Source organism: Laspinema palackyanum D2c (assembly GCF_025370875.1).
In the GTDB taxonomy this organism is placed as follows: Bacteria; Cyanobacteriota; Cyanobacteriia; order Cyanobacteriales; family Laspinemataceae; genus Laspinema; species Laspinema palackyanum.
In genome coordinates this window covers 464,670-490,213 of sequence record NZ_JAMXFD010000001.1, presented here as the reverse complement: position 1 = coordinate 490,213, position 25,544 = coordinate 464,670, and the positions used below count along the sequence as shown (strand labels likewise).

At 49.2% G+C, this 25,544-nt stretch carries 19 protein-coding genes; 9 read left to right on the top strand and 10 right to left on the bottom strand.

The window, feature by feature from the left end; genetic code table 11:
- Positions 1-15 precede the first annotated feature (15 nt).
- From pyrR to NG795_RS02110, 4 genes are all read right to left on the bottom strand, one after another.
- A complete protein-coding gene (pyrR, locus tag NG795_RS02125) occupies positions 16-555 on the bottom strand; it encodes a bifunctional pyr operon transcriptional regulator/uracil phosphoribosyltransferase PyrR (RefSeq protein WP_367287012.1) in 540 nt (179 codons plus the stop codon).
- A 99-nt stretch (positions 556-654) separates the two neighbouring features.
- Complete coding sequence (locus NG795_RS02120; protein WP_367287011.1) at positions 655-1,665, bottom strand: hypothetical protein; 1,011 nt, start codon at positions 1,663-1,665, stop codon at positions 655-657.
- A gap of 7 nt (positions 1,666-1,672) precedes the next feature.
- Entirely contained in the window at positions 1,673-2,692 is a 1,020-nt protein-coding gene (gene cbiB / locus NG795_RS02115; protein WP_367287010.1) for an adenosylcobinamide-phosphate synthase CbiB, read from the bottom strand.
- A gap of 97 nt (positions 2,693-2,789) precedes the next feature.
- The gene (locus tag NG795_RS02110) at positions 2,790-3,233 is read right to left on the bottom strand and encodes an RrF2 family transcriptional regulator (protein ID WP_367287009.1); all 444 of its coding nucleotides are present in this window, start codon (positions 3,231-3,233) and stop codon (positions 2,790-2,792) included.
- A 1,054-nt stretch (positions 3,234-4,287) separates the two neighbouring features.
- On the opposite strand from NG795_RS02110, the gene NG795_RS02105 reads away from it, so the two are divergent.
- A complete protein-coding gene (locus tag NG795_RS02105; protein WP_015150561.1) occupies positions 4,288-4,677 on the top strand; it encodes an AbrB family transcriptional regulator in 390 nt (129 codons plus the stop codon).
- 807 nt (positions 4,678-5,484) lie between these two features.
- Here the strand turns inward: NG795_RS02105 and NG795_RS02100 are convergent.
- The gene (locus NG795_RS02100; protein ID WP_367287008.1) at positions 5,485-5,703 is read right to left on the bottom strand and encodes a hypothetical protein; all 219 of its coding nucleotides are present in this window, start codon (positions 5,701-5,703) and stop codon (positions 5,485-5,487) included.
- Positions 5,704-5,946: 243 nt separating this feature from the next.
- A complete protein-coding gene (locus NG795_RS02095) occupies positions 5,947-7,872 on the bottom strand; it encodes a chloride channel protein (RefSeq protein ID WP_367287007.1) in 1,926 nt (641 codons plus the stop codon).
- Between the two features lie 1,887 nt (positions 7,873-9,759).
- Here NG795_RS02095 and NG795_RS02090 point away from each other — a divergent pair.
- From NG795_RS02090 to NG795_RS02060, 7 genes are all read left to right on the top strand, one after another.
- On the top strand, positions 9,760-10,662 hold the full coding sequence (locus tag NG795_RS02090) for an MBL fold metallo-hydrolase (protein WP_367287006.1): 903 nt from the start codon (positions 9,760-9,762) through the stop codon (positions 10,660-10,662).
- A gap of 200 nt (positions 10,663-10,862) precedes the next feature.
- Positions 10,863-11,900, top strand: a complete 1,038-nt coding sequence (locus NG795_RS02085; protein ID WP_367287005.1) for a bifunctional riboflavin kinase/FAD synthetase — start codon at positions 10,863-10,865, stop codon at positions 11,898-11,900.
- A 161-nt stretch (positions 11,901-12,061) separates the two neighbouring features.
- A complete protein-coding gene (locus tag NG795_RS02080; RefSeq protein ID WP_367287004.1) occupies positions 12,062-12,973 on the top strand; it encodes an AAA family ATPase in 912 nt (303 codons plus the stop codon).
- Between the two features lie 107 nt (positions 12,974-13,080).
- Entirely contained in the window at positions 13,081-13,614 is a 534-nt protein-coding gene (locus NG795_RS02075; RefSeq protein WP_367287003.1) for a diheme cytochrome C, read from the top strand.
- A gap of 449 nt (positions 13,615-14,063) precedes the next feature.
- On the top strand, positions 14,064-16,880 hold the full coding sequence (gene secA, locus NG795_RS02070) for a preprotein translocase subunit SecA (protein WP_367287002.1): 2,817 nt from the start codon (positions 14,064-14,066) through the stop codon (positions 16,878-16,880).
- A gap of 195 nt (positions 16,881-17,075) precedes the next feature.
- A complete protein-coding gene (locus NG795_RS02065) occupies positions 17,076-18,212 on the top strand; it encodes a quinone-dependent dihydroorotate dehydrogenase (protein ID WP_367287001.1) in 1,137 nt (378 codons plus the stop codon).
- 118 nt (positions 18,213-18,330) lie between these two features.
- Complete coding sequence (locus tag NG795_RS02060; RefSeq protein ID WP_367287000.1) at positions 18,331-21,720, top strand: tetratricopeptide repeat protein; 3,390 nt, start codon at positions 18,331-18,333, stop codon at positions 21,718-21,720.
- A gap of 79 nt (positions 21,721-21,799) precedes the next feature.
- Here NG795_RS02060 and NG795_RS02055 read toward each other — a convergent pair whose 3' ends face one another.
- Together NG795_RS02055 and NG795_RS02050 are read right to left on the bottom strand one after the other, a co-directional pair.
- A complete protein-coding gene (locus NG795_RS02055; protein ID WP_367286999.1) occupies positions 21,800-22,366 on the bottom strand; it encodes a Uma2 family endonuclease in 567 nt (188 codons plus the stop codon).
- A gap of 18 nt (positions 22,367-22,384) precedes the next feature.
- Positions 22,385-22,954, bottom strand: coding sequence for a Uma2 family endonuclease (locus NG795_RS02050; RefSeq protein WP_367286998.1), 570 nt, complete (start codon positions 22,952-22,954; stop codon positions 22,385-22,387).
- A gap of 253 nt (positions 22,955-23,207) precedes the next feature.
- Here NG795_RS02050 and NG795_RS02045 point away from each other — a divergent pair, with 253 nt between their 5' ends.
- Positions 23,208-24,020 carry a DUF1350 family protein gene (locus NG795_RS02045; RefSeq protein ID WP_367286997.1) on the top strand — a complete coding sequence of 271 codons (813 nt, stop codon included), beginning with the start codon at positions 23,208-23,210 and terminating at the stop codon, positions 24,018-24,020.
- Between the two features lie 8 nt (positions 24,021-24,028).
- Here NG795_RS02045 and NG795_RS02040 read toward each other — a convergent pair whose 3' ends face one another.
- Entirely contained in the window at positions 24,029-24,670 is a 642-nt protein-coding gene (locus NG795_RS02040; RefSeq protein WP_367286996.1) for a helix-turn-helix domain-containing protein, read from the bottom strand.
- A gap of 190 nt (positions 24,671-24,860) precedes the next feature.
- Positions 24,861-25,436: a Dps family protein gene (locus NG795_RS02035; protein WP_367286995.1), complete on the bottom strand. Its 576-nt coding sequence runs from the start codon at positions 25,434-25,436 to the stop codon at positions 24,861-24,863.
- Between the last annotated feature and the right edge of the window lie 108 nt (positions 25,437-25,544).

Below are 25,544 nucleotides of genomic sequence, written 5' to 3'. Positions count from 1 at the left end.
TGTTGCCACTTCACTTCACATCACCTTAATCAATTCAACCCCATCGCGATCGTCTACCTGATTGAAAAAGACCTTAACCTGTTCTTCCTTTGCCGTCGGGAGAGTTTTGCCGATGAAATCCGGATGAATGGGAACCTCGCGATGACCGCGATCGACCAGGACCGCCAACCGAATCAGAGAGGGTCTGCCATAATCCGCGATCGCATCCAACGCCGCGCGAATCGTGCGACCCTTGAAAATCACATCATCCACCAACATCACCTCCTTCCCTGTCAAATCAAACGGCATCTCCGTTTTTGCCGGAGTTCGCATCCCAATATTATCCAAATCATCGCGATAAAACGTAATATCTAAAGCACCCACCGGCACCTGAATCTGTTCGAGGAGTTCAATCTGACTTGCCAATATCTGCGCGAAGGGAACCCCCCGGGTGTAAATGCCAATCAGCACCAATTCTGACAAATCATTCGACCGTTCCACAATCTGGGACGCCAGACGGGTCACAGTCCGGCGCAGTTCTTCTGCGGAGAGGATTTCAATCACGTTAGCATTCATGTCAAGTCTGGATTGGAGAATTTATTAGTCATAGCGCAAAATGAGAGATTTGGTTAGGGGAGTAAGAAACCCCTCAAGTCGTGACTGTGCATATCTCCCTCATCCCAAAGTCCCTTTCACAAAGGTTAAACTCTCCTCACCCAAACTGGGGACCGCTTCAACGATCGCCACTAAATCGGGAGCGGGTAAGGATGCCGATAATCCCACATTATTCCGCAGAATATGCACATTTCCCTCAATTGACTCCAATAAATAGTCACTCGGTGCACCGGCGAGTTGGATTGTATCCTGACCCACTTCAAAATTTTGAATTCGGGCAAAATCCTGATTCCCACTCCCCACATAAAAAGGAACCGTTAGGACAAGACTGCGGGTCACTTGTAGTCGTCCTAACATGAAGGTATCTTGACTCGGACCTCCAATTAAGACATCAACCTCATTCACCCCAAGACTTTGAAACGTTAAACATTCCCCCCCAGTCAGGGAACCTCCAATGAAACAGGGACCCGGAACGACATCCACGCCATATAATTCACTCACAGACCCGAACCCGGTGATGGTATCATCCCCAGCAGTCCCGGTAAAAATCCCGAGGCGTTCTTCAAATTGTCCAAAGGCAATGTAATGTTCTAATCCTGAATTAAAACTCCCCGCTTCCACCGCCGCATTAACATCTGGATTCTTCTGTTTATAGCCAAATTCATTGAAGGAAGTGCCAGAACGTCCTTCGGTTTGTCCAAATAATCGATAATGTTCTAATCCCGATTGAAACAGTCCCGCAGTCACGGCATTAGCGACATCAGGATATCGCTGAGGATACCAATTTTCGTCAAACAAGAGCGATCCGGCCCGTTTTTCTGCCAATCCAAATTGGAGAAAATGGTCTATCCCGGAAATAAACGCCCGATTAATGACAGCATTGGCAACATCGGGATAACGATTCAGATAAAATTGCTCGTTATAGAAGGGAGAGATTTGGGTTCGACCTTCCTGGCGGCCAAACATTTGGAAGTGTTCGAGTCCCGATCGCAAATTTCCCGAATTTATAGCAGATTGGACATCCGGATAGGCAGTTCGGTAAAAGTTTTCATCAAATGCAACACTATTCATCGGTGTGTTAACCTCCAAACTGGATGAAGAGGAATCCGCAACTCAAAGTGATACTCAACCAAGTTAAAAAGCACCATCGGGTGAGTAACATTCCTTGGTGAATGCGTTCTGGAGTGATGGGATTGAGGGGGGTATTTAAGAAGGGTTTGGGTTTAGGGATGCCGCGATAGTAATTGATGCCACCGAGTTGAACACCGAGAATGACGGCGTAGGTGCATTCACTCCAACCGGAATTGGGACTGGGGTCTTGGGTGGCATCCCGTTGACAGATGCGCCAAATCTCTGGGAGGCAGTTGCTTAAAAGTCCTAAAGTAATTACCGTTAAGCGACAGGGAAACCAGGTGAGAAGGTCTTCGAGTTTGGCGCTACACCATCCTAAATCGGTATAGGGTTCATCCCGATACCCGACCATAGAATCGAGGGTACTGGCCGCTTTATAGGCGAAAGCTAAGGGTAAGGCCCCAACATGAAAAATCATCACCCCGGCGATCGCATAAAATAAGGGGGCCATGACGCCATCCACGGCATTTTCGGTAACGGTTTCTAAGACGGCGCGCATCACTTCAGATTGGCTGAGATTGTCTGTATCTCTACCTACATATAGACTTAATTTTTGCCGCGCTGTTTCTAAATCGCAGTCGGTTAGGGGTGCTAAGACGGTTTCTGCTGCGGTTCTTAAACTGCGACCCGCGAAACAACTGGCAAGGAGGATACTTTCGATCGCAATTCCCAATAAAGGATGCAAATAATAGGACCCCTGAATAATTCCCCATCCGATTAATCCGGTGGAGGCGACTGTCCCAGTCGCCAGAATAATCCCTGCAATTCGGCGAATAACCGGGTGTTTCCAGCGGTTTAAAACCCATTGGCTATAGTGAGAAATTACCCAACCCATCCCTTGAACTGGATGGGGCCAACCCCAAGGGTCGCCAATCAAAAAATCCAGATAAGCGGCGATCGCCAAAACGCCCAGTGCAAATTCTGTGGGTTGCACGATTGATACAGCTAACCTTATCGGTGAGGACATTAACTCATCTATATTATTAGCGATCGGTGCTTTTGGCTTCAATCTGAGTCTAAACACTCATTTTACTTGGGGAACAGAGGAATCAAACCGCCAGGGGTTATACCACAAAATTGGTTTCTTCTCCTTGGGATGCTTGCCAACTTCGGGCATCAAAGTACAAATCTTCGAGGGAAATGGTATAGAGAGATTCCTTCAACTTTTGGTGCAATTGATGCCAGAGGCGATCGGTTACCCAATCCTCTGCTTGTTCGCTACCCGGGGAGGTTCTTGGGAATGGATCAATTGTTTCACCCACCGCTTCTAAAATTTGACCCAGAGAGATTTGTGCCGGATGTCGGGCAAGTTGATAACCGCCCGTGGCACCGCGCAGGGATTTGACTAAACCCGCGCGGCGCATTTCCATCAATAATTTTTCCAAATAAGGGGCAGGTAAATCCTGGCGATCGGCGATCGCTTTTACAGAAGTTGGGCCAAACTCTGGCTGTAAACTCAAATCCAGCAGCGCCTTAACGCTATAGTGTCCTCGGGTTGTTAGCTTCATCCCTTAAATAGAATCTGATACTGCATCAAAACTTGGTTATAACCCTTTTCAACCGGAAGAGGGATTTATATTGAAAATATTCTGCTCCCTTCGTTGGATGCTTTCCTTCCTCATACCCCTCAAATTTTCCAAGCCGCAATGCGATCTCATCTTTGATAGAGTATCCACCCTTGCTTGCCTTGAATGTTCTCTCCCTGAAGCAGATACCTGTGCTTTATCCCTCATTTTATGGGACGGAACCCACCCAATTTATCCATTCCCCTCATCCGGGGACCCCTGTCCCTCCGGGATTTATAGCCCTTGCCTTCTATTTCGTCTATATAGTAACAAAGCGATACCGTCAAGACTCCGATGAAGGATACTGACTTGTTTTCTCTTCACTAGAAGCAACCTTTACAAACAAAATCCGCCTCGGGTTAACCCAACCCTTTCTCAATTGATTCTGATTGGCATAAGATGACATCAGCCCCATTACAAACCCCCCCTTGTCAACAGGAGTGCAACCCGACTCAAGCTTTTAAACGTAACCCTTTAACGCCTCATCATGTCCCTCTAACTCTCTGTGTTCCTACCCATTCTCTTCCTGAGCGCTTCAAGTCCCAACTCAATTAGCACAGTGGCTATTTCCGGGATAACTGACCGATGTTAACCCCTTCTTCAATCAATGGCGCTTCTTTCATCTGCCGTTGAACAACTCGATTCGAGACCATTACCTTCCTTAACCGGAGATCCGCTCGTTTATCCTCCCCATCTTTAGACCACCATTCACCCCTGTTCCCTTTCTATCCTCAGATAGGTTAGGGTCAATTCGACTTGGACCGGGCAGTACCTCTTATCAGTCCACCCCTAGCTATCACTCACGTTTGCCGATTCCCGTGAAGCCTTCACCATTCCTGATGCCACAGATAGGGTGAAAATCCAGTGACTATCCAATCAGATTCGTGTAATATAGTTTAATAATCTGACTGCCCGAAAAAAAAGTTCTAATTTTTAGCAACACTCGGCTAAAATAGAACTCGTTAGACCTATTGTTCATGGCGGTCGTTGTAAGTCAATGAGTAAAAAGAAAAAGATGGAACCCCTAGTTGGTGAAGATCTTCTCCAGAAAGTCAAAGATCTAGAGAACCTCAGCAAAGAAGAAAAAGCCAGAGAGTGCGGCTACTACACCGTTACAAAAAATGGGGTAGAGCGCGTCAATATGATGAAATTCCTCAATGCCCTGATTGATGCTGAGGGTATTGAACTCGATGGCAAGCAAAATGGTCAAGGTCGTGGCGGACGTAGCGCCAGCTATCGGATTAGCGTCCAGTCAAATGGCAACTTACTGATCGGATCGGCTTACACCAAGCAAATGGATCTCAATCCCGGTGATGAATTTGAAATTTCCCTAGGACGCAAACACATTCACCTGCGCCAAATCGATAAAGATTCTGACGACGAATGAGTTCCAGACGGCGATTCTGTAACGGCTACTGCCAATCAGGTCGCCGCAGTTAAACCAGCGACAGAAAGCCGACTCATCGGGTAGAGGACAAAGAGGGTTGTATCCCAACCCTTACCTAGTCTTTTGAGTAATTCTGACGCTTGGTTTGGAGCGGCGGCAAGTGCCAAAATCCTTGCCGCATCTAGTTCTGAAGAGTTCAGCCGTGAGTGGTTAATGCCTCCTGAAGTCCAGAGCAAACTAATTCAATACCCTCAGTGCTGTCACCAGCAATCTCAGTGGATTCACGGTTCTAATTTGGCTTTCCGTCCTGTCATAACCGGACCCTGGCTTTCAATCTGATCACCCCCAAGGGAAGAATCGTTGGGGTGGGTGTTGGATTGGAGGTGAATCTATCAGTTCCCGGGTCATCCATTGACCTGGAGATGAACAGGTCGGCTTGCCGATCGCCACTGCAAAAAATCCCTTGTTCGGCGATCTCATCTCATCCTGACCCGGACCACCCCGTAAATCTATTCATCAATTTTTAACCCGCTTCGTTCCCTCAGTCTATCCTCCAATCGCAAGCAAAGGATCCGAGGAAACCCCCATAAATCCCTCAAAAACTATTGGGGTTTCTGAAAAAATCCCTGGAGTTCCATTGCCAAACAAGGATAAGGACGGAATTACCATTCTCTTTTGTCAGTTAATTCAAATCAGGCGATCGCGAATAATCGGATTGCATCAGCCGATTCCCTCCCCTGTACTCTCCCGCATCGGGGGGATCCCGCAACATAAATATTACCCTTCCCACCCTGACCGTCTATTCCCCTATAGGGGGATTTCTTGAGGATTCACCAACCCCTCTCCCTCTCCATTCAGGCTACTAATCTGAGCAATGGTCGCGATCGCTACCTGACATATATAGAGCGCCTTCAACAAAAGGGTTGAGAAAAATTGATGATCCACACCGATCGCAGGTTCAGGACCATTGCAAGACTCTCCTGATGGGTCACAACCCCCAACAATCTTTCCTCGCCAGCGCCACATCAACCGCAACTCTAACCCAAATTTAAAAACCGTTAATCCCCCTACAACCGCGATTAGAAATCAATAACCCAACCCCAAACAAGGCAAATCCCAGGGGATGATCGCACGTTCATGACTGACGCAAATTTTGAAAATCGACGCTAAATGCGGTAGAGGCGAGAAAGCGAATCGCCTTTACCGCATTTAGGGGTTAACTTTAAAGATTGCATCAGTCCTATGGAAAATTGGATGAGGTGGAATTCTCTAAGCCGCCCGATCGCCTTCGGCTAACTCCAGAGAGGGTGCAGCATTGGCCAACAGGACATAAGGTGCCAACGCCACAGAAACCGTGGCAACATTGCAAGCTAAAGAAATCCCCTCGCGATCGAGCAACCCTAAAACCCGATGCGGATCATCCGGGTCTACCACAGGTAATTGCCGCAATCCTCGGGCCGCCATGCGGTCTAACGCTTCACTCAGCAACTCATCGGGATAGGCATACAAAACTTCTAGGGTACAAATCTCGGCGATCGCCTGTTCAGTCCAAGGCACCGCCCCTGAGTCCGATTCTACCCGGGTACTTCCCGGTCGTTCTCCCAAGGCGATCGCCCGTTCAATATCCTGTAAACTAACAATTCCTATCAGGCGATCGCTCGAATCAAACACCAAAGCACTGTAAGACCTCCCCTGAGTCAAAGCTAACCCCGCCTCCAACACCGACTGAGTATCCTTCAACATCACCCAAGACTCATGCATCGCCTTCGCCACAGACATTTGCTGTAAAATCTCCAGATTGCGATCGGGCGCAACATTAAACCCCATCTGTTCTGGATTCAACTCCGAATCATTGCGAACCTTTGACCCTTCCACTAACCAAGCGGCCAAACCCACTGCCGCCATCAAAGGCAGCACAATCCGATAATCCCTTGTGAGTTCAAACAGCAATAAAATAGCCGTCAGGGGTGCTTTAGCCGTTCCCGCCAATACCGCAGCCATTCCCACCATTGCATAGGCAGGAGGGGCGGCTATATGAGGGGCGATCGCCGGTAAATTGGCGGCTAAAACTTTCCCATAAGCTGAACCCAAGGAAGCCCCCAGGAACATCGCGGGAGCAAATACCCCACCCACCAACCCACTCCCTTGACAGAACGCTGTTATCCCCAACTTGACCACCAGCAGGGCGATTAACAACGGCAGGGAAAACTCCACATCCTGAAGCATTGCCTCTACCGTTTCATAGCCAATGCCCAAGATTTGGGGCCATTGCAGCGCCACCAACCCCACCGCAACTCCACCGATCGCCGGATGAATCGGGCGGGGAATTCGACCCAGCCATCTCACTAGCGGCACCTCTCCTCGAAAGCAGTGACGGGCGAATTGAATGGTTTCTGTAAAGGCGATCGAGACTCCTGCGGCCAATAAACCCAAGCCTAAATACAGAGGGAGTTCCAAGGGAGAGCGCACGTCATACATCGGCAGGGTAAAAGCCGGTTGAGAACCCAAGCCAATTTGAGCAATTAACGCTGCTACCACTGCCGCCAGCAAGACGACACTCACTGCCGAAGTGGCAAACGTGGTTCCCAGGACCACCTCCAAGGCAAAAAACACTCCGGCGATCGGGGCATTAAATCCCGCTGCCAACCCAGCTGCGGCACCGGCACCCAAGAGTAAACGCTGGCGTTCTCGCGAGACTTGCAGCACTTCCCCCAACAGCATCCCAAAATTCGCCCCAATTTCCACGCTGGGACCTTCCGGCCCTAAAGAAGCCCCAGTCCCCAAAGAAACCGACGCTGCTACCATTTTCGTAACAGGTCTCAGGGGCAGCAGTTCCCGCAGGCCCTGAGTTGCCGCAATTAATGCCGAAATGCCTGGACCAAAATCGGGCCGATGCCAGCGCATCAACCCCACCACGGCTCCCCCCAGGGCCGGAATACAAGCCAAGGTCCAAGGTCCGCCTGGGGAAATGATGCCCATGACATCCTCCAGCATCAGGGTATGGATGAGGTGAATTAGGTAATGAAAGGTGACGATTCCCATCCCGGTGCTACTGCCAATGAAGACAGCCAGCAGAAGCACAACCGTTTCTGGGGTGGGCTGCAATCGGTTCAGAAAACTCGTTAGGGAGGACTTGGAAGGGGCAGGAGGGGCTTGCCCAGGAAGTAACAGGTCGGGGGGAGGGAGGGCTGTCATGGAATCACGATGCGGTGAAAATGTCGGAAATTTTAACTTTTGTTACTATTTTCTCATTTTCCCAAGACCCTGGAACGCTTTTGACTGGGGTTTTTTGGAACAATGGCAGGATTGCGGGATATTTTCCCCATCCACCTGAAAGGTAGGGGCGATGTCTGGGCAGGACTTACGCAGATTTTGAAAATTCAAGCTAAATGTAGAGGCGAGCAAAGGAATCGCCTCTACATTCAGGGTTTGCTCTCCCCAAATGGATAAGTCCTCTGGGGATGAGGACGGGTTGGGTAACGTGCAAAAACGGCAGTATCCCGGCGTCCCGATTCTGTTGGCGTTTCCGTTAAAAGTTCGCTGAAGATTAAGGGGGGAGTTTTTGTTGAATTCAGCCAGATCGGGTCAGATTGCCACCGCTTTCCCCCAATCCGGGCTGAGCGTTCTAGCTAGGCTGGATTCTGAGGGAATTCTAGGGATGGGGACGGATTCCCCAGTCCTTCGGGGCGATCGCAGTCGGTTATGACGGTTTGAGCTTTCATCGATTCTGCAATTTCGTTCATCGCCACTCACCGAAGGTAGAAAGGAAGAAATCAGGCGGGCTATTTTTATAATAGCTTATTTTCAAGCTAATTTAATCGTTAAATTTTAGAAAAATCCGGACAATCTCCCCCCAATTGAGTTCGGGTTCCTTCGTTAATTAAACTTCACCCTCGACCCCAGTCTGAGTTCAACCTGCTCTATAATAAAGTTCAAAGACAATGCGATTCAACGATCAGGGCCGGGAGACCGGACTCAGGCCAGTCATTTGATAGAATGAATGTCGGGGCCAGATGGGATCATCACAGGGTAAGCTCAAGGCACCCAGGAATCAAACCCGGATTAAACAAGGCACAGCAGGATGGATTCAAAGCTCCCTGGCCAATTTTTATTAACAAGTGCCACCACTTACTGACCTAAAAAATCTCAAACAGCAAAAGGGGTTTAAGTCGAGCAACTCAAGGGGACACCGATTCAAAACACAAAATATTTACAATTAATCTAAGTCTTTGTTTATCAATCTTGTTAGAGTAGAATGAGAGTAGAAATAAGGGAAAGCAAGGCACAGGGATAGCCTTAGACGCCCTCGGGCATCAGGTCCCCACCCTAGGACTCAATTCTCATCAGGAACAGGGGGCGATTTACCCGTTCCCACCGGGAGTGAGCTACCCCAGGGGATAGGGGGTTGCTCAAATGGGCCCGGTTTGACCCCAGCTAGAGCAGAATCCTGGCCTCCTGGGACCCTTGTCAGGAATAGGGAGGGCAGTATCAGCGCAGGGGGAGGGTTCAGAACCCTTTGGGGTCAGCCCAGGTGAGGTGAAATCTCCCCTAGGGCCTCAAAGAAAGATGGCGATCGCCGCCCCAAACCGAAATCCGGCGTAACTGTGAACATTCAATCCTTTCAGGGTAAATAGGGTGAGTGGGAAATCAGACCTCAAAATGCTCCGTCCTCTGTCGTTGGTGAAGCACCAGGCGTGATCAGGGATTGAACTTATCACCCCGACAGTCAATCGCCCACCGATTCAAAGACTGCAACAGCAAGACCCTTCCACCGAAGGCAAATTGCGATCGCATGAGCTACCCCAATCCGGGTTTCTACGGAGTGAAAACTCACTCACAGAAGCCAGAGAACCCCACCCCAGTCAATCCTTAGAACCCAAGGAGTTTGAAATTGTTAAATAAGTTTGTGACCTTCATCCGAATTTCCGCTTTTTCGGGTATAACAGGAGAATGCTGCCATAAGTTTCTAAAACCTGGTTAACTTTGAATATAGTTATCTCTATTTTCTCCTTCTTAGAGATTTAGCGTCAAACGTACAACCTGACTGATAGACCCCATTGCGACTACAACCGAAATACACCCATGCAAGAGATGCAAAACCAATTCACAGTTCACTTCTGGGGCGTGCGAGGGAGCATAGCCTGTCCCGGGTCCGAAACCGTTCGGTACGGTGGTAATACACCCTGCATTGAGATGCGAGTGGGTGGTGAGCGCCTAATTTTTGATGGAGGGACGGGCTTAAGGGTTCTAGGACTATCCCTGCTATCACAGATGCCGGTCAAAGCTTCAATGTTCTTCACGCACTCCCACTGGGATCATATCCAGGGGTTTCCTTTTTTTGTACCCGCTTTTATTAAAAACAATCGGTTCCGTATTCATGGAGCAGTCGCGCCTAATGGAGCCACCATCGAGCAACGCCTCAACGATCAAATGTTGCACCCAAATTTTCCGGTGCCGTTGCAGATTATGGGTGCTCAACTAGAATTTCACGATATCCAAATCGGCCAAGTCGTGCAAATTGGAGAGGTCAAGGTTGAAAATGCCCTCCTGAATCATCCCGGAGAGGCAGTCGGCTATCGGGTAAGTTGGCGCGGGTATGTCGCGGCTTACATTACGGATACAGAACATTTTCCCGATCGCCTCGATGAAAATGTCCTCTGGTTAGCTCGCGATGCTGATGTGATGATTTACGATGCGACCTATACCGATGATGAGTACAACTCCCCCACCTCCAGTAAAGTCGGTTGGGGACATTCCACCTGGCAGGAAGCGGTCAAAGTTGCTAAGGCAGCCAACGTGAAAAGACTGGTGATTTTCCATCATGACCCCCTGCATAATGATGATTTCCTAGATCGGATCGGTGAGCAAGCGGCTCAACAGTTTCCGAATTCCCTGATGGCAAGGGAGGGACTCTCAGTCCAGTTAATTACCCCCGGGGAAGAACCAGCGGTTCATGAACCGCAACAGGCCAAAGCCTCGGTCTAATCTACACAGGTCAGTCTAAACTCAAACGGGTGAGGCTTCAACATCACTGAGGTAGAGATGGAATGGTCCAGTCGCTGCTGAAGCATCACCCGATTTTACGGGCGATCGCCCCACAGAATTTTCAAAATCCGCACCCTTTTCACGGGAGAAATTTTGGGTACAGTTTGGGGAGTTTCCATTTATGTGTCAAAATGTAAACTGTGTGGATTACCTCTTCTCTAACAACGGCTCTGACTCCCGCCTCTGTTGCCCTGGGAAATTTTGATGGCATTCATCAGGGACACAGACAGGTCATGCAGCCTATTTTAAGTCCGTCCTTGCGCCGTCAGCCGCTTTCTGTCCCTCCTCTGACGGCAGAAAGCTATGGGGAAAATTCTCCCCCCAATCCCAAGGCATCCCTCGATGATGCCTCGGAAACAAGTTTAGAACCGTACCCCACCCTCGTTACCTTTAATCCCCATCCCCAGGAATTTTTTTCCGGGCAACGGAGGACTCTGTTAACCCCCCTGAGTGAAAAGGTTAAATATTTAGAAGCGATCGGGGTTCAACAACTCGTTTTGCTGCCCTTTGACCAGGATTTAGCCAATATGACCCCAGAAGCCTTCGTGGAAGAGATTCTGGTAGGACAGCTCAACGCTCAACAGATTAGTGTGGGGCAAGATTTTTGTTTTGGGCGGCAACGCTCAGGCACGGTGACTGAACTCAAGGCGATCGCCGCTCGTTACGGGGTCAAAGTTCACCTCGTTCCCTTAAAAACGGCCAACGGCGATCGGATTAGTAGTTCGGCCATTCGCGAAGCCCTCCTCCAAGGCAACCTCAGACAAGCCAACTCCATTCTGGGACGACCCTACAGCCTGATTGGAGAGGTGGTGCAAGGCAAGCAGATTGGCCGCACCATTGGATTTCCCACCGCTAACCTCCAACTTCCCCCAGAAAAATTTCTCCCCCGCCACGGGGTCTATGCCGTGCGGGTTTATGGTGTATCCAGCCTCGGGGAAGAAAAGGCGGCGATGGGGGCCCTGAATATTGGGACTCGTCCCACCGTCGATGCGATCGCCACCCCCACTGTCGAAGTCCATCTCTTAGACTGGTCCGGGGATTTATATGGACAAACCTTGACATTGCACCTAGAGCATTTTTTGCGTCCCCAACAAAAATTTGACTCCCTAGACCAACTCAAAGCGCAAATCCAAACCGACTGCGACACCGCCCGAACCCTGTTAAGCCCCCAAGAGTAATCCCGTTTCATACCAAATCCGGTACTCATACAAGTACCGGATTCCGTATCACCCAATTTAACCGTAAGCTGGTAACAGGGATCTGTTCTCAAAGGCGCGATCATCGAGTCTGAAATCAATCCCGCTTGCCAAGATTAACTCTGGGTGATATTGAGCGAATTATGAGAGAGCGTGTAGAAAAACTAACCCATAACCTAAGCCAGACCATTGTCGGCAAAACCGATGCTATTCGCCTGGTGCTCGTGGCCCTCTTCAGCGGGGGCCATGCCTTGCTCGAAGATGTCCCCGGCGTCGGTAAAACCCTGATTGCCAAATCTCTGGCGCGTTCCATCGCCGGAGACTTTAAACGGATCCAATGTACCCCGGACCTCTTACCTACCGATATCACCGGGACTAATATCTGGAATCCCAATAGCGGCGAGTTTCAATTTCTCCCCGGGCCCGTCTTTACCAATATTCTGCTGGCAGATGAAATAAACCGGGCCACTCCCCGCACCCAGTCTGCCTTGTTAGAGGTGATGGAAGAACAACAAGTCACCGTCGATGGCGTTGCGAGGACTGTTTCCCATCCCTTTTTTGTGATTGCGACTCAGAACCCCATTGAGTATCAAGGAACCTTTCCCTTACCGGAAGCTCAAATGGACCGCTTTACCCTGTCCTTTTCCATTGGGTATCCTAGCGAAGGGGAAGAACTGCAAATGTTGCAGCGCCTGGAACATAAAGGGTCCAACTTCCGGGAGTTGCAACCCTGCCTGGAACTGGATGAAATCCTGGAACTGCAACGTCTTTGTTCTCAGGTGCGGGTCGATCGCTCCTTGCAGCAATACATTGTCAATCTAGTTCGCGCTACCCGAGAGTCTGAGGATATTACCCTCGGTGTCAGTCCCCGGGGTGCAGTCGCCTTGCAACGCGCCACCCAAGCGCTGGCTTTTCTGGAGGGTCGAGATTATGCGGTTCCCGATGATGTCAAATTTTTAACGCCTCATGTCCTCTGCCACCGCCTGATTCCTTCGGGAGGACGTCGTGCTAAAACCATTGTGGAGCAACTCTTGCGATCGGTTTCCATTCCTTAACGGGTACAGGGGAGGGATGGAGTATTGAGTACCAGAAGCTATTGAGTTAGCTTTCAGCATCCATCCCTCTAGCTTGAGATATCAATTTGCGCTCCATGATGATGAACATGATATTAAGGTTTATAAGAACAAAAATCTTCCGACGACAGGGGGTGCGATCGCCCTTCGTCCTGTTTCTATTGCTGCTGTTTTGGAGTGTCGTCATCTCCTGGCAACTCGCCGAGGCGATCGAACCTCCCCCCATCACCACCGTAGACCCCGTCCCCGAAAGCTTGCAACTTGGACAAGAACTCTACCTCAATACCTGCGCCACTTGCCATATCGCCCCCCCTCCAGCCATCTTCCCCACCGAAACCTGGCGGGACATCATCCAAGACACCAACCACTACGGCATCCAAATCCCACCCATAGTCGATCCGGGCCGCCTTGTCCTCTGGAATTACCTGAGACTTTTCTCCCGCCTCCAAACTCCCGACACCCCCATCCCCTACCGCATCCGCGACTCCAACTATTTCAAAGCCATCCATCCGAGAGTCGAACTCCCCGAGTCCCTAACCCTCAAAACCTGCATCCAATGCCATCCTGGTGCAGAACAATACAATTTCCGCAGCTTAACCCCAGAGTGGGAGAATGCTGAATGATTTTGGGATGGGGGAGATGGGGAGGATGGGGGCGATGTTCGTAGTAACGACTTCAGTCGTTGCTCTTTTTCTTGTTCGTAGTAACGACTTCAGTCGTTGCTCTCCTGTTATGGCGATCGCCATAACAGGAGCAATCTCAGGATCTACCGCTTGCCTGGTTGGAAACTGGATGCAGGGCCTGACATGGGCGTTACTTGGCATCAGCCAAGTAACGCGGTAACGACTCAAGTCGTTACTACGAACAAAAGAGAACGACTGAAGTCGTTACTACGAACTTCCCCCATCTCCCCCAATCCCCCATACCCCCATCTCCCCATCCTTCACTCATCCGTTCGGTAGAAATGATAAAATTCATATCAGTTCCAACTCCCGTCAGCCAATCTGTGTAAAATACGGGACATAAAACTGGCTGAATCAAACCCTCTTAAAAGTAGTGCTACTGTCCTGATATGCTTAAAAATCTGCTAGGCGACCCCAACGCACGCAAGTTAAAAAAATATCAACCCACCGTCGTTGATATCAATCTCCTTGAAGAAGAAATCCAGGCCCTCGACGATGAACAACTAACGGCTAAGACAGCAGAATTCAAAGAAATGCTCTCCAAAGCCAAAACCATCGCCCAGGAAAAAGAGATTTTAGACGACATCCTCCCCGAAGCATTTGCCGTGGTGCGAGAAGCCGCTAGGCGGGTTTTGGGCATGAGACACTTTGATGTGCAGTTGCTAGGGGGGACTATCCTGCACGAGGGACAGATTGCCGAAATGAAAACCGGGGAAGGAAAAACCCTCGTTTCCACCTTACCCGCCTACTTAAACGCATTAAATGGCAAAGGCGTCCATGCGGTTACCGTGAACGACTATCTCGCCCGACGAGATGCGGAATGGATGGGACAAGTGCATCGGTTCCTCGGGTTAAGCGTGGGACTGATTCAGCAGGGAATGTCCCCCACGGAACGCAAGAAAAACTACGCCTGCGATATCACCTACTGCACCAACTCCGAACTGGGGTTTGATTACCTACGGGATAACATGGCAACCTCGATGGCAGAGGTGGTGCAACGTCCCTTCAATTACTGCATCATCGATGAAGTGGATTCGGTTCTCGTTGACGAAGCGCGGACCCCGTTGATTATTTCTGGGCAAATTGAACGTCCCACCGAGAAATACACCCGCGCCACGGAGATTGCGATGGCGCTGAATACCGAGGAGCATTACGAGGTAGATGAAAAAGCCCGAAATATTCTGCTGACCGATGAAGGGTTTGCCCAAGCAGAGGAATTGCTGGGGGTGACGGACCTCTATGATCCGGCAGATCCTTGGGCGCATTATATTTTTAATGCGATTAAAGCGAAGGAACTGTTTATCAAGGATGTAAACTATATCGTCCGGCAGGATGAAGTCGTGATTGTGGATGAGTTTACCGGACGGGTCATGCCTGGACGGCGCTGGAGTGATGGATTGCACCAGGCGATCGAGGCAAAGGAACGAGTGGAAATCCAACCAGAAACTCAAACCTTGGCCACCATTACCTATCAAAACTTTTTCCTGTTGTATCCGAAGTTAGCGGGGATGACCGGAACTGCCAAAACAGAAGAAGCAGAATTTGAGCGGATTTATAACCTCCAAGTGACCGTAATTCCCACAAATCGCTCCCTCCAACGTCGGGATATGTCTGACGTGGTGTATAAAAGCGAAGAAGGAAAATGGAAATCCATCGCCGAAGAATGTGCGGAAATGCACCGAGAAGGACGCCCGGTGTTGGTGGGTACAACCAGTGTGGAAAAATCCGAAGTCCTCAGCAGACTGCTGAATCAACTGGAGATTCCTCACAACCTGCTCAATGCTAAACCCGAAAACGTCGAACGGGAGTCAGAAATTGTTGCCCAAGCGGGTCGTAAAGGTGCGGTGACGATCGCCACGAATATGGCGGGTCGCGGAACCGATATCATTCTCGGGGGTAATGCCGAATATATGGCCCGCCTGAAAGTGCGGGAATACCTGTTACCTCGCATTGTGCGACCCGAAGAAGAAGGAGATGTCAACCCGATGAAAATTGCCGGAACCGATTCCCGCAATAATAAACCCGAAGGGTTTGCAGCAACTTCTGATAAAAAAGTAAAAACTTGGAAAGTTTCCCCGCAAATTTTCCCCACCCAACTTTCCCGGGAAACGGAACAGCAACTCAAGGAAGCGGTAGAATTTGCCGTCCAGCAATATGGGGAACGAAAGCTGGCGGAATTAGAGGCAGAAGATAAAGTCGCCGTCGCCTCAGAAAAAGCCCCCACCGACGACCCGGCCATTCAAAAACTCCGGGATATCTACAACCGAATTCGCGAAGAATACGAAGCGTTTACCAGCAGTGAACATCAAGAAGTGATTCAACTCGGTGGACTGCACGTCATCGGGACGGAACGGCACGAATCCCGCCGGATTGATAACCAATTACGGGGACGCGCCGGACGGCAAGGGGACCCCGGTTCCACCAAATTCTTCCTCAGTTTACAGGATAACTTATTGCGGATTTTCGGCGGTCAGCGCGTCGAGTCCATGATGAATATGTTCCGGGTAGAAGAAGATATGCCGATCGAGTCGAAAATGCTGACTCGTTCCCTAGAAGGCGCACAGAAAAAGGTGGAAACCTATTACTACGACATCCGGAAACAGGTGTTTGAGTATGACGAGGTGATGAACAACCAACGCCGCGCCATCTATGCCGAACGCCGCCGAGTTTTGGAAGGATTAGACCTAAAAGAACAGGTGATTAAGTACGCAGAACAAACGATGGATGATATCGTGGAAGCCTACGTCAACCCCGATTTACCCTCGGAAGAATGGCAACTGGATCAAATGGTGGATAAGGTTAAGGAGTTTGTCTACCTGTTAGCGGATTTGGAACCGTCTCAATTGGAAGACTTATCCATTGATGAAATTAAAACCTTTCTCCATGAACAAATCCGGATTGCTTACGATTTGAAAGAAGCGCAAGTCGATCGCATTCAACCGGGACTGATGCGCCAAGCTGAACGGTTCTTTATTCTGCAACAAATTGATACTCTGTGGCGGGAACATCTGCAACAAATGGATGCTTTACGGGAATCCGTTGGGTTGCGGAGTTATGGTCAAAAAGATCCGTTGTTGGAGTATAAGAGTGAGGGGTATGAGTTGTTCCTGGACATGATGACGGCGATTCGTCGGAATGTGGTGTATTCGCTGTTCCAATTCCAACCGCAAATGCAACAGGCGCAAGCTGCTGTGGCGGAACGGTAGTAGTTGCCACAAACCGCCGGGGGTTAAAACCCCCGTCTAATAGCTAAAGTCGGTTGAAACCGACTAAAACCAGACTCGGCAGATGTTGTTAGTCGGATTTATCCGACTTTAGCTGTTAGGCGGGGGATTTATCCCCCGCCGGTTGTGGCAACTTGGGTTCAAACTTTTAAAATTACCTAACCTGCATCTGTAACCTTGGATATTTATAAAACTCTACTACGTCCGATTATTTTCTCTGGGGTGCAACCGGATCCGGAGTGGTGGCATCATCAAACGATGGTGGCGATGGAGTGGTTGCATCGGAATCGCGATCGCGCCACCATTAGCACAATTTTGTCCCAATTAAATCACACTTCTACAGTGGTTGATACCCGGTTAGAACAAACCCTGTGGGATATTAATTTCCCCAATCCCATTGGGTTAGCTGCGGGATTTGATAAGAATGGAACTGTAGGTGGAAGTTGGTCTAATTTAGGGTTTGGGTTTGCGGAACTGGGGACGGTGACGTTTCATGCACAACCGGGTAATCCTCGTCCCCGGATGTTTCGGTTACCGCAGGATTTAGCGGCAATCAATCGCATGGGGTTTAATAATGGCGGTGCAGAAGCATTAGCAAAACGCCTGATTGAGGATAAAAATAAAGGACAAGTTACTTCAGTAAAACCGATTATTGGAATTAATTTAGGGAAGTCGAAAATTACTCCGTTAGAAGAAGCACCGGGGGATTATTTAGGCAGTTTTCGGCTGTTGAAAGAGTTGGGGGATTATTTTGTGGTGAATGTGTCTTCGCCGAATACTCCGGGATTGCGATCGCTGCAAGAAGGAAAGCAACTCGCCGAGATTTTAGATGCCTTGCAACAGGAGAATCAAGGGGTTAAACCGATATTAGTCAAAATTGCCCCAGATTTGGAATGGGAAGCGATTTCTGAAGCGATAACCGTGGCTCAAACCTATCAACTGGCGGGGATGATTGCCACGAATACGACCATTCGCCGGGATGGATTAAAAACCCAAACGATTAATTTAACGGGAAATCCGGTTACGGAAGAAGCGGGAGGATTGAGTGGTGCACCATTAAGAGGGCGATCGACTGAAATTATCCGCTATATTCATCAACAAACCCAAGGACAAATGCCAATCATTGGAACCGGCGGAATTTTCACAGCTGAAGATGCCTGGGAAAAGATAACCGCCGGGGCTTGTTTGTTAGAAATTTACACCGGATTAATTTACGAAGGACCCTGGATGGTGCGGCGCATTTTAGAAGGATTGGTGCAGAAATTAGAGGAGAATGGGTTAGGAAATATTGGTGAGGCAGTTGGTAGGAGTTAGTGGTTGGCTGAGGCGTTCCTTCGTCAAGCAGAATTTAGATAAGCTAACTCTGCCCTAGGAACACTATCGCCATTTATAATAAGACTGAAACTTTCTAATTGTTGCCCGGGGGACGGCGATGGATATTCTCACAGAACGTCCAACCAGATTGTTAACTGCCAGTGCTTTAGTGGTTGGCGGGACCTTGTGCGGGGGGCCTTTAGGTGCGATCGCCGCCTCAGTTGCTGCGGGTATCACCGCCAACGACATGGTTCCCCTACATCTTAGCGATGTTGCCGTCCGCTTGCGTGGCAGTCAGGAAAAGTTAAAAAATCATGACTTAACCGCAGCGACAGGGTTCGCCATTGCCCTAATTATCAAAAGTATTGCCGAAGCGGGGACCTATCCAAACTCCACCAAAAAATTGGAAGACCTCGCCAAATATACCGTCAAAGCATGGCAGGGAGTCGCCTACAACCTGAAACAGGTAGAAGAGACCCAATTTAACCCCATCCAAGAAGCCCACCTAAGTACCCTATTTCGAGGGGGAAGCACGGATTATGTGGGTCAAACCGTCTTGATGCAAGAAGATTGGCACGACTTGTTAAACAGTTGGCTTTGTCCTGGGGCCAACTTGGAATTTCCCGATAATGTCTTGCAAGAAGTGGCGACCCAGTTGCGGGATAAATTTGCTTTCGCCTTGCGGGAAGTGTTGAAAGCGGATTTTGAAGAGGGAGGGAAAGCTTTCGCCGGGTTGACTCTCTCCCTGCTGGGGGAAATGCGCGGCATTTTGCAGGAGTTGGTGGAGGGAAGTTCCCAGACACAGCGAGAAGACTTAACAGCACAATTGGCGGCGGTGACGCAACTGCGGCAGGAGTTGGAGGGAAATTCCCAACGGTTTCAGGTGTTGGGGGGACAAATTGAGTCCGGGTTTGAGGCGGTGTTGCAGGAGTTGGGTATCACTCGGGCAGCAATTACCGAGATGCGGGGTTGGTTGCAGCAGGAATTACGGAGTCTGGAACAAACCGTCAGAGAAGGATTGGAAACGGTCAGTCAACAGAATCAACAATTACAACAAACCGTTGAAACAGGTTTCGAGACGGTTATCGCGTTTTTAGACCGAGAAAAACCGGACATTCAAGCGATTTCCTTCAGTTTGGATACCAACCCCCCCAAGGTGACCAACTGGCAGGGACGGGAGGCGGAATTGACCACCGTTAACCGTTGGCTGGATGATGAGAATACCAAACTCGGTGTCATCGTGGGGATGCCGGGAATGGGGAAATCCACCCTGGCGGCGAAGGTGTATTGGGAACGGACGGATTTCGAGGATAAATTGTGGCTGGACTTGGGGCGGCGTCCGCTTTATTCCATTGTGGCGAGGGGAATATTGCAGCAGTTGGGAAAACTTTCACCCCAGGAGTTGGAACAAATCGAAGAAAGTCGCCTAACCGAGGTGTTGGTTCACTGTCTGCAACGGCGGCGGTTTTTGCTGGTGTTGGATAACTTGGAGTCGGTGTTGCAGGATGAGGGATATCGAGAGGTTTTGCAGCGGTGGGTGGGGGACTGTCACCACACGGAAATTCTGGTCACGACTCAAATTCCGCCCAATTTGGTGCAGGAGAAACCCACGGAATTAGCCCTGTCGGGACTGTCGGCAGCGGAGGGGGCGCAACTGTTGCGGGAGTTGGGGGTTGAGGGGACGGAGGAAGCATTGGCGGAATTTGTCACCCAGGTGAATGGACATCCTTTGACCCTAAAACTGGTGGCGGGGTTGTTGAATGGGGAGTTAGGCGAGGGGGCAACCATTGGAGATTTGGCAAAGTTGGGAATCCCCGATGTGGGGGCGTTGATATCCCGGTTGGAGGGATACCACCGTCGGGAGGTGGTGCAGTTGGTGGCGGTGTTGGATGCCAGTTTTAAGCGGTTGTCCGAGAAGTGGCAGCGGGTGTTGCTGTCTCTGGTGGTGTTGCGTCAAGGATTTGATGCGGTGGTGGCGAGTGCCATGACTGGGGAGGCAGTGACGGAGAAGGAATTGCGGGAGTTGGGGAAACGGGGATTTTGGGTGGCGGAGGCGGGGGGTTATACGTTCCAGCCGTTTATTGTGGACTATCTCAAGTTTAGGCTGGGGGACTTGCGGGCGGCGCATTTACGGGCGATCGAGTTTTATCAGAGTCGGTTTAAGTCCCGCCAGGAGTGGCAGACGGTCGAGGATGTGCGGGAATATTTGGAGGTGTTTTATCATAGGTGTGAGTTGGGGGAGTATGAGGTGGCGTTTGATGTGATTCGGGAGGGTGATAATGTCAATGATTTCCTTGAGTTACGGGGTAACAACCAACTCCGTGCAGAACTCTATCAGCAATTAATCAACAATCTCCCGAATCGGGAAGATTGGCGATATTCTGCCTCTTTGAGGTCGTTAGGTAACGCTTACGATTCCCTGGGACGCTACAGCGAAGCGATCGCCTTGGACGAACAATCTCTGGCAATCTCACGAAAAATCGTTGACAGATGGGGGGAAGCTACTTCTTTAAACAATTTAGGCAGCACTTACCAGTCCCTCGGACGCTACAGTGAAGCGATCCCCTTTATCGAACAATCTCTGGCAATCAGACGGGAAATCGGCCACAGATGGGGGGAAGCTACTTCTTTAAGCAATTTAGGTGGTACTTACAATTTCCTGGGACGCTACAGTGAAGCGATCACCTTTCACGAACAATCTCTGGCAATCAGACGGGAAATCGGCGACAGTTGGGGGGAAGCCTCTTCTTTAGGCAATTTAGGTATCGCTTACTATTCCCTGGGACGCTACAGTGAAGCGATCACCTTTCACGAACAATCTCTGGCAATCAGACGGGAAATCGGCCACAGAGGGGGGGAAGCCTCTTCCTTCAACAATTTAGCTAAGGTTTACCAGTCCCTGGGACGCTACAGTGAAGCGATCGCCTTTCTCGAACAATCTCTGGCAATCAAACGGGAAATCGGCGACAGAGGGGGGGAAGCCCTTTCTTTAGGCAATTTAGGTATCGCTTACAATTCACTGGGACGCTACAGTGAAGCGATCGCCTTTCTCGAACAATCTCTGGAAATTGAGCGGGAAATTGGCGACAGAGGGAGGGAAGGGTATTTTTTAAGGGGTTTAGGTAACGTTTACCTTTCCCTGAGACGCTACAGCAAAGCGATCGCCTTTTACGAACAATCTCTGGAAATTGATCGGGAAATCTGCGACAGACGGGAGGAAGCCAAAACACTCTTGGCCCTAGGTCGTTTGTATCAAAAAGCAGGCAGAATCAAAGAAGGTTTTGCAGCCTTACAGCAAGTACAATTAATTTATCAAGAACTAGATTTCCCTGTTGACGCTTACCCGATTCCAAATTGGATGAAAAAAATTGCTAAATTTGCCCAACGCAGTAAATTTAATCTAATTCTGTGTTTTATGGGGGGCATTGTCGCCTTTCCCTTTCCCGTGATTTGGGTTGTTTTGGTAATCCTCTATCGTCTCATCCGTCAGCGATTCAACTCTCGCTAATTCCAAATTAGTAGCTGGCGTGATATTGTGATAGTCATTATTTCAGAAATCTCCCTCTTTTGAAGATGATTTTATAGCTTTAAAAACTTAATAAATCAAAAACTTGATTCACCGATAATTCCCAATCGGTCAAACTGCTTAAAACAGGCAGAATATCCGATTCTGCTTTAACGCTGGGTAGCCGATCGCCGCTAAATACCATCATTAATCGGTCTTGCGGATCGATAAACCAACCCAGTTCCGTCCCCTGCTTCATGCAAAAAATAATTTTATCCATCACCCGGGTCTGATTTTGTCCAGGAACCCAGATTTCAATCACCCAATCCGGGGCAATTTTAATCTGATTCTCAACTTCTCCCCTTTCATCCAAGGGAATGCGGGACCACTCAAACACAGAAATATCTGGCACCAAAGAACGCCCCCCAAATGTTACCCTTAATTCTGGAAAGGCATAGGCTAACTTTGAAGGTTTTCCCTGGTTATTAATGGTCGATACTAACTCAGATTGCAGTTTGCTATGTTTCCCGTGGGGGATATGTTTCTGATAGATTTTGCCGTCAATATACTCGCAGGCAGGTTCAGTTTCGGGTAGTTCTAAAAAATCATCCAGAGACTTGATTATTGGAGATTCTGTTAAAATCATCATCCCTCTGTCCTCCTAGTTTTAATCAAAATACAGCCATCCAATTATATCTCGGACGGATAGTTGCCAATCAGTTAATACAGGTAAAGCGGGTAACGCATCATCCCCAGTTTTTACCTCGGGGGTTTGATTGGGTTTGAAAATTATCACCGATTCATCCTCTGGATCGACTAACCATACTAGCTGGGTTCCGTGATTGAGGCAAAAGATAATTCTTCTCATCATCTGATTCACAATTTGGTCAGGAGACCAAATTTCAATGGTCCAATCCGGTGCAATGGTCACGCGATTTTCCAGTCTGCCATCCGGTTTGCGGGGAATCCTGTGCCATTCAAATACTGCTAAATCTGGCACAATGGAAGACCCACCAAAGTTACAAGTCAACTCGGGAAAGGCAAATACTATTTTATCGAATTTACCCACTTCATTGATAGCAGTACCCAGATTCGTTCTGATCCAGCTATGTTCGGCTTGTGGCATGGGTTTTTGATAAATTACTCCATTGATATATTCACTGGCGGGTTTGGTTTGGGGTAACTGCAAAAATTCTTCTAGGGTAATCTCAGTGGGGGATTCAATTGAGGGTGTCATAATGGTTTTCTCCTAAACAGGGTAAACAACAACCCACAGGCTGAAGCCTGGGGCTATACGGACGAAGCCCGCCTGCGCGGGCTAATAGCGAAAAGGGAGGTTTTACAAGGGAATTTGGTATTAAACTGAATGGACCGATCGCCTATCCAGATTCTCGTCCCCAGTATAGCCAAGTTTCCTCGTTTCCCAGTGGGTACTTACCCGGGCGATGGACTAAAATTGGGGAACAACTGCACTTTTATTGAGTTTGGGCATGAATTGGCAAGAAATATCCGGTAATTGGGTCCATATTCCTCCCCGTACTCGGGGCATTGTTCATTTTTTGGGGGGCGCATTCCTGGCGGCAGCGCCTCAAGTGACCTATCGATGGTTACTCGAACAACTGAGTCTCCAAGGATATGCCGTGATCGCTACGCCGTTTGTCAGTAACTTTGACCACGGTGCGATCGCCGCTGATATCGTAGAACGGTTCGAGTGGTGTGTTGAACAATTGCACCTGTCCGGGAAATTGCCTCAACGCTATCTTCCCATCTATGGAATCGGGCATAGCATGGGTTGTAAACTCCACTTGCTGATTGGCAGTTTATTTGAAGTCGAACGCGCTGGGAATATCCTGATTTCCTATAATAATTACCCCGCCCGTCGTTCCATTCCTTTCTTAGAATTAGTGGAACAATTACCCACAACTTGGGGGGCTAAATTACCGACGGCTTTCTCGGTGGAATTTACCCCTTCTCCCGAAGAAACGAACCAAATAATTGCCCAAGACTATCAAATTAAGCGAAATTTGATAGTTAAATTTAAAGACGATACTCTGGACCAAACTCTGCTGTTGTTTCCGGTGGTTCAAGACCGCTTTCCGGATATGGTATCTATGCTCACTTTGCCGGGAAACCATCTCACTCCTTTAAGTCAAGACCCGGGGTGGAAGTCGGGGACGGAATTCTCTCCTTTGGATGCGATCGCCCAGTGGGTTCGCCTAGAAATGTATCGCGAACCCGTTCGCCTCAAAGATGAAATCCTGCGCTGGCTCAATCCTATCCCATCTATCAGACCTTTAAACTAATCTCTTTCTTATCCCTGATTTGGGATGGGACTGACCTCTGCTCGATATAGCAGCTTATCCCCTTGGCGATATCCCGTACTGCGGACTCTCACGAGTTCCCCGGGTTCAGCCATTCCCTCCCGTAATTGATGCTGCTGGGGATTGTAGGGAATGTCCGAACCCACGGAGGCGATCGCCTCCACTCCCCACTCTTGCAACAACCGTTCCACCGGATGCAGCAACGGCAGCAAACGCACCGCAGGCAACTCCGGATTTTGGGTAGCGGCATAAGCAGCAGTGGGCCAATTTCTTAACCAGGACTCTAAAATATCTAAACTACTCAGTTGGAATTCCTGCAACAGCGTCTCCCGTTGCTGCTGTATCTGAATTTGGAGGCGATCGTATTCCGCTTGCATAGTCGAATTTTCCGGCACTGTTTCCCCCGCCTCAACTCCAGCGCATCTCACTAATAACTCCGATAGGGTGACTTGTAGCACATTAGCCAGGACGAGCAAGGGTTCTACACGCATCTGCAACGCCTTTCCCTGGCGCAGTTGCCTCACTTGCCAGTGAGACACCCCGGCTTGACGAGCGAGGGCGCGAAAACTGGGGACTCCCACCTGTTGCATTAATGCTTGTAATTGTTGGCTGGCGTCTGAAGTATCACTCATAAGTTCGAGTTGAGCAATCTAATGGAATCTTGGATATCATATTACAAACTGGGAAGAAACGACTGAAGTCGTTACTACGAACAGGGGATTTTTCCCGTTTGTAGTAACGACTTCAGTCGTTATCTTGTTGGTTATCACTCACCCAAAAACCGGATTTTTGTATTTGGGTGGGCCAGATTTAACTGATGGTTTATTCTTCGAGCAGACTTCTTAACATCCAAGCGGTTTTTTCATGAATGTGCATCCGTTGGGTTAATAAATCAGCCGTTGGTTCATCGTTGGCGGCATCCACTGTGGGGAAGACAGAACGAGCAGTCCGCACTACGGCTTCTTGTCCTTCCACTAACAATTGAATCATCTCTTTCGCCTTCGGAACTCCGAGGGTTTCTTGAATGGAGCTTAACTGACTAAACTCGCTGTAAGTTGCGGGTGCGGGATATCCCAAGGCCCGAATCCGCTCGGCGATTAGATCAACTGCTAAAGCCAATTCGGTGTATTGCTGCTCAAACATCAAGTGCAAGGTCTGGAACATTGGCCCGGTGACGTTCCAATGGAAATTATGGGTTTTTAGGTAGAGGGTGTAAGTATCAGCGAGGAGTCGCGATAATCCGTTAGCGATTTCTTGCCGGTCTTGTGCATTAATGCCAGTATTGATTTTTGAGCCAGCGATTTCTTGCCGGTCTTGTACATCAATGCCAGTATTGATTTTTGAGGCTTTGTCTTTATCTTTGTCTTTGTCTTTATCTTTGTCTTTATCTTTTCCCATGATTCGGTCTCCTTTAGAACGAGTATATTGTTAACGGGATTACTAGCGTATCGGTACAGGATGGGTGAGCAAGCGGGTTTCTGGAAAACATACTGGTTCCGCTGGAAC

Bases quoted from the DNA above. Each gene is read 5' to 3' on its own strand.
- NG795_RS02035 (WP_367286995.1), bottom strand. From the start codon at position 25,436: ATGGGAAAAGATAAAGACAAAGATAAAGACAAAGACAAAGATAAAGAC.
- NG795_RS02060 (WP_367287000.1), top strand. From the start codon at position 18,331: ATGGATATTCTCACAGAACGTCCAACCAGATTGTTAACTGCCAGTGCT.
- NG795_RS02055 (WP_367286999.1), bottom strand. From the start codon at position 22,366: ATGATGATTTTAACAGAATCTCCAATAATCAAGTCTCTGGATGATTTT.
- NG795_RS02120 (WP_367287011.1), bottom strand. From the start codon at position 1,665: ATGAATAGTGTTGCATTTGATGAAAACTTTTACCGAACTGCCTATCCG.
- NG795_RS02040 (WP_367286996.1), bottom strand. From the start codon at position 24,670: ATGAGTGATACTTCAGACGCCAGCCAACAATTACAAGCATTAATGCAA.
- NG795_RS02075 (WP_367287003.1), top strand. From the start codon at position 13,081: ATGATATTAAGGTTTATAAGAACAAAAATCTTCCGACGACAGGGGGTG.
- NG795_RS02110 (WP_367287009.1), bottom strand. From the start codon at position 3,233: ATGAAGCTAACAACCCGAGGACACTATAGCGTTAAGGCGCTGCTGGAT.
- NG795_RS02050 (WP_367286998.1), bottom strand. From the start codon at position 22,954: ATGACACCCTCAATTGAATCCCCCACTGAGATTACCCTAGAAGAATTT.
- pyrR (WP_367287012.1), bottom strand. From the start codon at position 555: ATGAATGCTAACGTGATTGAAATCCTCTCCGCAGAAGAACTGCGCCGG.
- NG795_RS02090 (WP_367287006.1), top strand. From the start codon at position 9,760: ATGCAAGAGATGCAAAACCAATTCACAGTTCACTTCTGGGGCGTGCGA.
- NG795_RS02045 (WP_367286997.1), top strand. From the start codon at position 23,208: ATGAATTGGCAAGAAATATCCGGTAATTGGGTCCATATTCCTCCCCGT.
- cbiB (WP_367287010.1), bottom strand. From the start codon at position 2,692: ATGTCCTCACCGATAAGGTTAGCTGTATCAATCGTGCAACCCACAGAA.
- secA (WP_367287002.1), top strand. From the start codon at position 14,064: ATGCTTAAAAATCTGCTAGGCGACCCCAACGCACGCAAGTTAAAAAAA.
- NG795_RS02080 (WP_367287004.1), top strand. From the start codon at position 12,062: ATGAGAGAGCGTGTAGAAAAACTAACCCATAACCTAAGCCAGACCATT.
- NG795_RS02095 (WP_367287007.1), bottom strand. From the start codon at position 7,872: ATGACAGCCCTCCCTCCCCCCGACCTGTTACTTCCTGGGCAAGCCCCT.
- NG795_RS02100 (WP_367287008.1), bottom strand. From the start codon at position 5,703: ATGTGGCGCTGGCGAGGAAAGATTGTTGGGGGTTGTGACCCATCAGGA.
- NG795_RS02105 (WP_015150561.1), top strand. From the start codon at position 4,288: ATGAGTAAAAAGAAAAAGATGGAACCCCTAGTTGGTGAAGATCTTCTC.